This is a genomic window from Micromonospora sp. LOL_021 (assembly GCF_048060215.1).
Taxonomy (GTDB): Bacteria; Actinomycetota; Actinomycetes; order Mycobacteriales; family Micromonosporaceae; genus Micromonospora_E.
Window position 1 is genome coordinate 23,302 of sequence record NZ_JBHMIN010000063.1, and the last position, 7,787, is coordinate 31,088.

Below are 7,787 nucleotides of genomic sequence, written 5' to 3' on the forward strand. Positions count from 1 at the left end.
GCCGGACGGCCCGTCACCCGGCGTACCGGTAGACGGTGACGTCGTCGCTGCGTTGAAAGACCGACCAGCCGTCCCGGCCGTCGAGCAACTGTTGCAGGCGGTCCAACGAGCCGGGCGGGAAGTAGCCGAAGTAGTCGGACTGCCGCCGCATCCCGTCGCTGACCACCAGGTACGCCGGGTCGCCGGTGAACGAGCCGAGGAACTCCTCGATCGCCGGCAGGTGCTCGCCGTCGAGCGCGGCGCCGCGCAACTGCGCACCGACCACCAGGTCCGGCTCGCCGGCCGGCACGTCGGTGTTGAACTGCGGGTACGCCGCCGTCAGCCGACTGGGAAAATTGGACGTGGCGACCGCGATGGTGGCACCGGGCTCGGCGGTCGCGTACAGCTGGCGGGCGGCGGCCACCTCGTCGGCGGTCTGCCGGTCCACGGCCAACTGCCCGTGCCGGCCCTGCACCGTACCGAGGGCGAAGCCGCCGAGCGCCACCGCCACCGCCACCGCCGCGGCCGGCCCCAGCCGACGCCGACGCCGACGCCGGCCAACCTGACGCTGGTCGGCCCGGTCGAGACGTCGGTCGGCCCAGTCGACCACCGCGCGGGCGATCAGGAAGGCGCACCACGGCGCGGAGAACAGAAACACCCGGTAGATCGCCTCGCCGCCGTAGCTCTGCGCCGCGAGCAGGACGAACGGCGTGGCGGCCAGCAACGCCGGCACCAGCACGGTACGCAGCCGGCGACGGTACGCCAGCACCGCCAGCACGGTCAGCGCCCAGACGGTCAGCGCGAGCGTACGGACCACGATCGCCGAGAACGCCTGCCCGGTCGAACCCCAGCTCTCGGCGTTGCCGGCGGCGTTGGAGAAGATGTCGAATCCGTCGAAGACGCCGAACGCCTCCGACACGAACCCGAACCGGGGCAGCAGGTAGCCGAGCACGACCGCGCCCATCGCCAGCGGCAGCCAGCGGGGCCGGACCAGCCGCAGCGCGGCCAGCACGGCCACCTGCGCCACCACCAGGTACGGCGACAGCTGGTGGGCGGCGGTGAGCACGGCCAGCAGCGCCAACGCCGCCACCGTCGCCCAGCCCCGGACCCCGCGGCGGTCCGGTGCGCTGGCACCGGCCGGCGAGCGCAGCCAGGTCAGCACGATCAGCAGCACCCCGAGGCTGAGCAGGAAACCGAACGCCTGCGGGGACAGGTAGTCCTCTTCCACCCAGTTGACCGCGAAGAACCCGAACATGGTCAGGTACGCCACCCGCCGGTCGTCGGCGAGGGTACGGGCGATGGCGTACAGCACCGGGGCGGCGGCCAGGTTGAAGAAGACCGGCGACCAGTCAGCCAGCGTCGCCGGGGCGATGGCACCGGCCGCGCCGAGCTGAGCGGCACCGGCGAACAGCGCCGGCCACTGCTGGTAGATGTCGGTCGCCGCGTCGACCGGGTTGCCGGCCGTGATGAAGTCGATCACCCCGAGGTGCTTGTACGTCCAGGCGTACTGCGGCTGGTCGAGCAGCAGCGGGGTGGTGCCGTGCAGCAGCACGACCAGCAGCACCAGGTAGCCGGCGGCGGCCAGCCCGCGCCCGGTCGCCCGGTCGGCGGTGGGCCGCAGCCCGGCCAGCGCGGCGACGAAGCCGGTGACGGTGAGCGCCAGCGCGGCCAGGAAGAACGGACTGACGGTGCCGAGCAGCCCGAAACCGCCCACCGCTGCCACATCGGTGCGGGACACCGCGATCCACCACAGCGCCAACGCCACGCCGATCACTACGGTATGCGCCAGCAGCGACCGCCGGGCGAGGCCCGGCCGCCGGACGAGGGGCCACCGTCGGACCGGTCCGGGGCGGGAACCGGGGCCGCGACCCGCTCGCGCGACCCGGAGCAGGCCGACGGCGCTGACGGCCGCCACCGCCACCGCCATCGCGGCGACGGCCAGCCTGGGCTGCCACCAGCCGGCCCAGACCGACCCGGTGGCCACGGCCGCGTACCCGGCCAGGCTGGCCAGCACGGTCGTCGCCCACCGGGTCGCCGCCGGCCGGACGGTCAGGTGGCTGAGCAGCGCGGCACCGGGGCCGAGGGCGGCGAACGCGACCGCGGTCGGGGCCTGCCACGGGGCGCCAGCGGCCAGGCCGAGCAGCGCCAGGACCGCGACGATCAGACCGGTGTACGCCTGACCGGTCCGGCCAGCACGCGGGTCGGGCGCGGTGTCGCCGGCCGGGGCGGTCTCGGCGGCCGCGGTGGCCGGCCCGGCCGCTGGCTCGGGGAACGGGCGGACGGGACGCAGGGCGAGATCGGTCATCCGGCACCTCCGGTGTCGGCGGTAGCGGTCTCGGACTCGGCGGTACGTCGGGCCCAGGCCGGGGCGTCCGTCGCGTCGCCGGTGGCCCGGTAGCGGCGGATCAGCCCGGGAAGCAGCACGATCGCGACCGCGGCCTGTGCCATACACAGCGCGGCGGCCGGCGCGATGATTCCGACCCGGGGCAACCCGACCCAGCTGACCAGCAGGAACGCGGCGATGCCGACCGACTGCACGGTCACCACCGGCCACATCCGCTTCTCCATCATCGCGAACGCGCAGTAGAGCAGGATCACCCCGGTGAACGGCAGCGACAGCCCGATCAGCCGCAGCGTGTCGGCGCCCTCGGCGGCGTACTGCCCGCCGAGTAGCCGCAGCAGCGGCCCGGCCGCCCCGGCGAGCACGGCCGCACCCGGCAGCACCACCGCCGCGACCAGCAGGACCGCCCGGTCGACATGTGCCCGGGCCGCCGCCGCGTCGCTCGACGCGGTGACCACGAACGAGGTGACGACGTTCCACAGCAGGGTGCTACCGGCCACCCCGATCACCCACGGGATGTAGAAGTAGGCGCTGGCGGTGGCGCCCAGCACGCTGGCCACCAGCACTGGGGGCAGGTACGCGACCGCGTTGGTGAGCAGCCCGTTGACGTACTCGGCGGAGGCGAAGCCGAGCAGCTCCCGCCGGGCCGGGGCCGGGGCCGCTGGTGCGGTGCGGGCGTGCGCCGGGGCGAGCCGGGCCAGCACCCACCAGTTGACCCCGAGCATGGTCGCCAGCATCGGCACCGACCAGGCGACCAGCATGCCGTCGCCGGCGGCGGTGCCGGCCAGCAGCGGCAGCAGCGCCACCTTGGCGGTGGACGCGATCACGTTCTTCGCCGGTACGCTGCCGGCCCGCCGCAGCGCGGTCAGCACCCCGTCGGTGATGAAGAAGATCGCCGTGCCGACCACGGCGGCGACGAAGAACAGCCGCTGCGTCGGTGCCGGGCCGATGATGCCGGTGCCCATGCCGAGGGCCAGGAAACCGCCGCTGAGCAGTAGTGACATCGCCGCTGAAGCGGCGTATCCGGCAAGCACCAGCCGGCGGGTGTGCCGACCGGCGCCGGGCAGGAACCGGGCGTACAGGTTGATCAGGTTGAGTTGGGCGAGCCCGGCCAGCAGCGTCATCGCCGACACCGCCGCCGACGCCCGGCCGACCGCCTCCGGCGCGAACCAGCGGGCGGCCACCACCCAGAACACGAACCCCAGCGCGGCGCTGGCCACCGTGGAGGTCATCAGCGCCGCCGCGCTGCGCAGCAGCGCCGGGCGGCGGACCACCATGGCCGGCGGCGGGACGGTCGTGCCGGCGGCGGTCACGGCCAGCCCCGCATCCGACGGCGCAGCCGCCGGTCGGCCATCCGGCTGCGCAGGTACGCGACCGGCCCGGCGAGCAGCCCGCGCCGGTTGGCGCCGACCAGCTCGCGGGGGAAGTCGTCGCGCAGTCCGGCCAGCCGCTGCCCGCCACCGCCGCCGAACGTGTCGCGCAGCGCGGTCGGGGCCAGCCGCAGCAGCGGCCCGAGCAGCCGCGGTTCGCGCAGCAGCAGGCTGGTGTAGGCGGCGGTCAGCCCGGTGCCGTAGCCGACCAGCTGGTTGCGCAGCCCGGCCAGGTCGCGGCGGTGGTGGTGCCAGACCAGGGCGCTGGGCTGGTAGGCGACGGTGCCGTCGCCTACCAGCACCTGCATCAGGGCCAGAGTGTCCTCGGAGCCCATCGCGGGGGTGCCGGCGCCGAGCGCGGTGTCGAAGCCGCCGACGCGCTCCAGCACGCCGGGTCGGAAGGCCATGTTGCCGCCGGCGCCGAACGGCGGCAGCGGGTAGAGCGGGCTCTGCCGGTGCGCGGTGGCCGGGGAGAACACGTCCGGCGTGAAGCCACGGCCCTTGCTGTGCCCGCCGTACTGTTCGAACCACAGCTGCGCGTCAGTGGCCAGTTCGGCCGGCACGATGGCCCCGGTGACCGCGTCGGCCTGCGGGTGGTCGGCTAGGGCGCGGGCGATCTCGGCGAGCCAGTGCGGGTCGGCCGCCTCGTCGTCGTCGATCCAGGCGACGATCTCGCCGACGGTGGCGCGTAGCGCCCGGTTGCGGGCGTGCGACAGCCCGGGCCGGGGTTCACGGATGTAGTCGACCGGTGCCCCGCCGCCAGCGGCAGCGCGGGCGACCACCCGGACGGTGGCGTCGCTGACCGGCGCGTTGTCCACCACCAGCACCCGGAACCGGGGGTACTGCTGGGCCAGCACGCTGTCCAGCGTGCGGGCCAGCCCGACAGGCCGTTCCCGGGTACAGACGACCACGGTGATGTGCGGCGCGTCGTCGAGCACCTCGGCCCGCCGGGTCAGGTAGCCGGGTTCGGGCCGGTCGGCCGGGGGGATCTCCCGGTCGACGGCGGCGGCGAGGTCCGCGCCGGTCAGCCCGTGCGGCGGTACGTCGAGCAGCAGCGCGCCGATCGGCTGGGTGAACTGCCGGACCAGCAGCCAGGCGCGTTCCACCCGGCGGCCGGCCGGGTCGGTCCCAGGGATGTCCGGGAGCCGGTCGGTGACTTCCAGGTCGATGACGGTGGCCGGGATCCGGTCTGCGGTGCCGGCCGGGAAGTGCACGGAGGTACGCGGGTTCATCAGGCGGCTCCGATCGGTGGGGGTGGGGACGGAGTCGGGCTGCCGGCGGTGGGCCCGCAGGTCGGTCGCTGGCGGGCCGGTACGGTGCGGCCGGCGAACTCGGTCAGTGCGCCGGTGGCCGCGGCGGCGGTGCCGGCGAGGATGGCGCCGGCCCGGGCGGCGTGCCGGTAGCCGAGCCCGCGTAGGGCGGCGCCGATCTCCCGGCGCAGTGCGGCGGGCAGCGTACGGCGCAGGTAGTCCTGCTCGGCGCCGAGGCTGGGCGCGCCGTCGAGCAGCCCGGCCATCATGATCTTGCCGCGGCCTTCAGCGTGACAGCGGCGCAGGAAGTAGCGGAAGGTGCTGTGCCTGACGGGTACGCCGTGCGAGATGACTGCCTGCGGCACGTACCACCATTGCCCGCCGGTGACCGCGGCCATCCGCAGGCAGAGTTCGGTGTCCTCGGGCCGTGCCCGGTTGCCGACCTTGCCGAAGCCGGTGCGGAAACCGCCGGCGGCGAGAAACGCGTCGCGGCGTACCGCCATGCTGGCCGACCAGACGTTGCGCACCGGTCCGGGTCGGACCGGCTGGCCGGCGTACGAGCCGCCGACCGCCCACCGGAACTCGGCGGGGAACCAGCCGGGCTGGTGCCGTTCCCAGGCGGGTTCGATGGCGCCGCCGGCCCCGACCACCTTCTGGTCGGTGAACGCGGCGACCAGTCCGGCCAGCCAGCCGGGGTGGGCGACGACGTCGTCGTCGAGAAACACCACCAGGTCGCTGCCGGCATGCTGGGCACCGGTGTTGCGGTTACCGGAGACACCCCGCTGGTACGCGTTGTCAAGTACGGTCACCGTGGGCAGCTCCCGGCGGATCCGGTCGGCGAGCGTCGGGTGATGGTCGACCACCACGATGATCTCGGCCGGCTCGAGGTCCTGCCGGCGAACGGACTCGACGGCGGTACGCAGCCCGGCGAGCCGGTCCGGGTGGTGGGTCGGTACCACCACGCTGACGGTCGGTCGACGCATCGCTCAGCCCTCCTCGGCGGTCACCGGTACGGCGGCGGTCCGCTGCCGGCGGGTCCGGCGCAGTCGGCGTTCGCGGCCGAACTCACTGAGGATGGTGCGCAGCACCCGGGTGCCGTCGCGCACCGTGTCGAGGTTGCTCTCGCCGTGGATTCGCAGGTGCTCGATGCTCGGCACCTCGGTGATCCGCAGCCCGTGGGCGGCGACCCGTACGTTGATCAACGTTTCGATCTCGAAGCCGTCGCCCCACAGCTTGCCGCCGTCGGCGGGCCGGGGGATGGTCGGGTCCGGCAGGTCCAGCGCCGGGACCACCCGCCGCCAGAAGGCGTTGTAGCCGTAGCACAGGTCCGTGAACCGGGTGCCGAACAGCAGGTTGACCATGCCGTTGAGGCTTTCGTTGCCGAGCCGACGCAGCGGGGTGATGTCGTGGCTGCCGCCACCGGCGCGGAAGCGGGAACCCTTGGCGAAGTCGGCTCCGGCGAGCAGCGCGGCGACGAAGCGTGGGATCTCGGCCGGGTCGGTCGACCCGTCGGCGTCGATCATCACCACGATGTCGCTGGTCGCGGCGGCGAACCCGCAGGCGAGGGCGTTGCCCTTGCCGGTACGGGTCTGCTGGACGATCCGCACCCCAGGCCAGAGTTCGCGGGCGACCTGCACCGTACGGTCGACCGAGCCGCCGTCGACGACGACGACCTCGTCGACGTCCCGGGGGAGCCGGGCGAAGACGTGCGGCAGGTTCCGTTCCTCGTTGATGGTGGGGATGACGACGGTCACCGACGGCAGGTGCGCGCCGGGCCGGGTCGGCGGCGGGGTCGGGCGCGGCGCTGGCGGTGTCGGGTGTACGCGGGTGTTGGCGTAGACGGACATGCCGGTGTCCTCCGGGGGGTGGGGGAGGGGCGCGGGACACCAGGCGACGCGGGGCCGTTCGCGAGCCGCCCGGACTGACTAGCGGTCCATCACCGGGGGTCAACAACCTGATATGCCGGTTATTTCGGGCGTCGCGCAGGTCGGTTGGCTGGGTCACATCCGACGTGGCGTAGTCGGTCCGACCAGGGCCGGCATCAGGGTGGTGCCGGGCGTGTGCGCTGAGCCGTGCCGGGCGGGTTCGTCACCGGCAGGTTTCCGGGCGGTTGCGGTGGGAGCGTTCCCATGACATGATGATGATCGATTGGCGCTGCGGAGCCAGCCAAGCACACCTGTTTCGCCGAGGGCAACCGGATCTTCCGGCCGGCGATTCGACCGCCAAGTCGTCCATCCGACGACAGGTGGTGCATCGACCTCACCAGGGTCCCGGCCGATGTGCCGGTGACCAGTTATGTCGCGAGGAGACAACTCCGCATGAACCTGAACCCACTACGCGGCGCTGGGCGCTCGCGGATGCGTCGCGGGCTGTCCGCGGCCGCCGCGGTCGTACTCGGCTCCGGTGTGCTCGTCGTCGCGGCCACCCAGGCCAGCGCCGCCGCCGGGTGTCGTGTCGACTACTCGGTCAACCAGTGGAACACCGGATTTACCGCCAACCTGACCGTCACCAACCTTGGTGACCCGCTGAGTGGCTGGACCCTGGAGTGGGATTACTCCGGCAACCAGCAAATCACCCAGGCGTGGAACAGTGAATTCACCCAGAGCGGCAATCGGGTGACTCTGCGTAATGCCCCGTGGAACGGCTCGCTGGGCACCAACGCCAGCGTCAACCCCGGCTTCAACGCGAGCTACTCCGGCACCAACACCGCTCCTACGGTGTTCCGCCTCAACGGCGTCGCCTGCACCGGCGAGGTCGGCGGCACCACCCCGCCGCCGGTCACCACCGCGCCGCCGACGACTGCCCCGCCGACCACGGCGCCGCCGACGACCGCCCCGCCGACCACGC

At 73.6% G+C, this 7,787-nt stretch carries 6 protein-coding genes; 1 reads left to right on the top strand and 5 read right to left on the bottom strand.

The features are described 5' to 3' along the window. Positions 1 to 13: 13 nt before the first annotated feature. The 5 genes from ACFHWT_RS27815 to ACFHWT_RS27835 are packed head-to-tail and all read right to left on the bottom strand — an operon-like array spanning position 14 to position 6,787. The gene (locus tag ACFHWT_RS27815; protein ID WP_416597638.1) at positions 14 to 2,284 is read right to left on the bottom strand and encodes a hypothetical protein; all 2,271 of its coding nucleotides are present in this window, start codon (positions 2,282 to 2,284) and stop codon (positions 14 to 16) included. Further along, on the bottom strand, positions 2,281 to 3,633 hold the full coding sequence (locus tag ACFHWT_RS27820; RefSeq protein WP_416597639.1) for a lipopolysaccharide biosynthesis protein: 1,353 nt from the start codon (positions 3,631 to 3,633) through the stop codon (positions 2,281 to 2,283). Before ACFHWT_RS27820 ends, ACFHWT_RS27815 begins: the two co-directional genes overlap by 4 nt. After that, entirely contained in the window at positions 3,630 to 4,922 is a 1,293-nt protein-coding gene (locus tag ACFHWT_RS27825; protein ID WP_416597640.1) for a glycosyltransferase family 2 protein, read from the bottom strand. Before ACFHWT_RS27825 ends, ACFHWT_RS27820 begins: the two co-directional genes overlap by 4 nt. Beyond that, complete coding sequence (locus tag ACFHWT_RS27830) at positions 4,922 to 5,923, bottom strand: glycosyltransferase family 2 protein (RefSeq protein WP_416597641.1); 1,002 nt, start codon at positions 5,921 to 5,923, stop codon at positions 4,922 to 4,924. The genes ACFHWT_RS27825 and ACFHWT_RS27830 overlap by 1 nt, the downstream gene beginning before the upstream one ends. A 3-nt stretch (positions 5,924 to 5,926) precedes the next feature. Beyond that, complete coding sequence (locus tag ACFHWT_RS27835) at positions 5,927 to 6,787, bottom strand: glycosyltransferase family 2 protein (protein ID WP_416597642.1); 861 nt, start codon at positions 6,785 to 6,787, stop codon at positions 5,927 to 5,929. A gap of 471 nt (positions 6,788 to 7,258) precedes the next feature. Between ACFHWT_RS27835 and ACFHWT_RS27840 the strand changes: the two genes are divergently transcribed. Beyond that, positions 7,259 to 7,787 (top strand): cellulose-binding domain-containing protein (locus ACFHWT_RS27840; protein WP_416597643.1); only part of this gene is annotated, 529 nt, incomplete at its 3' end.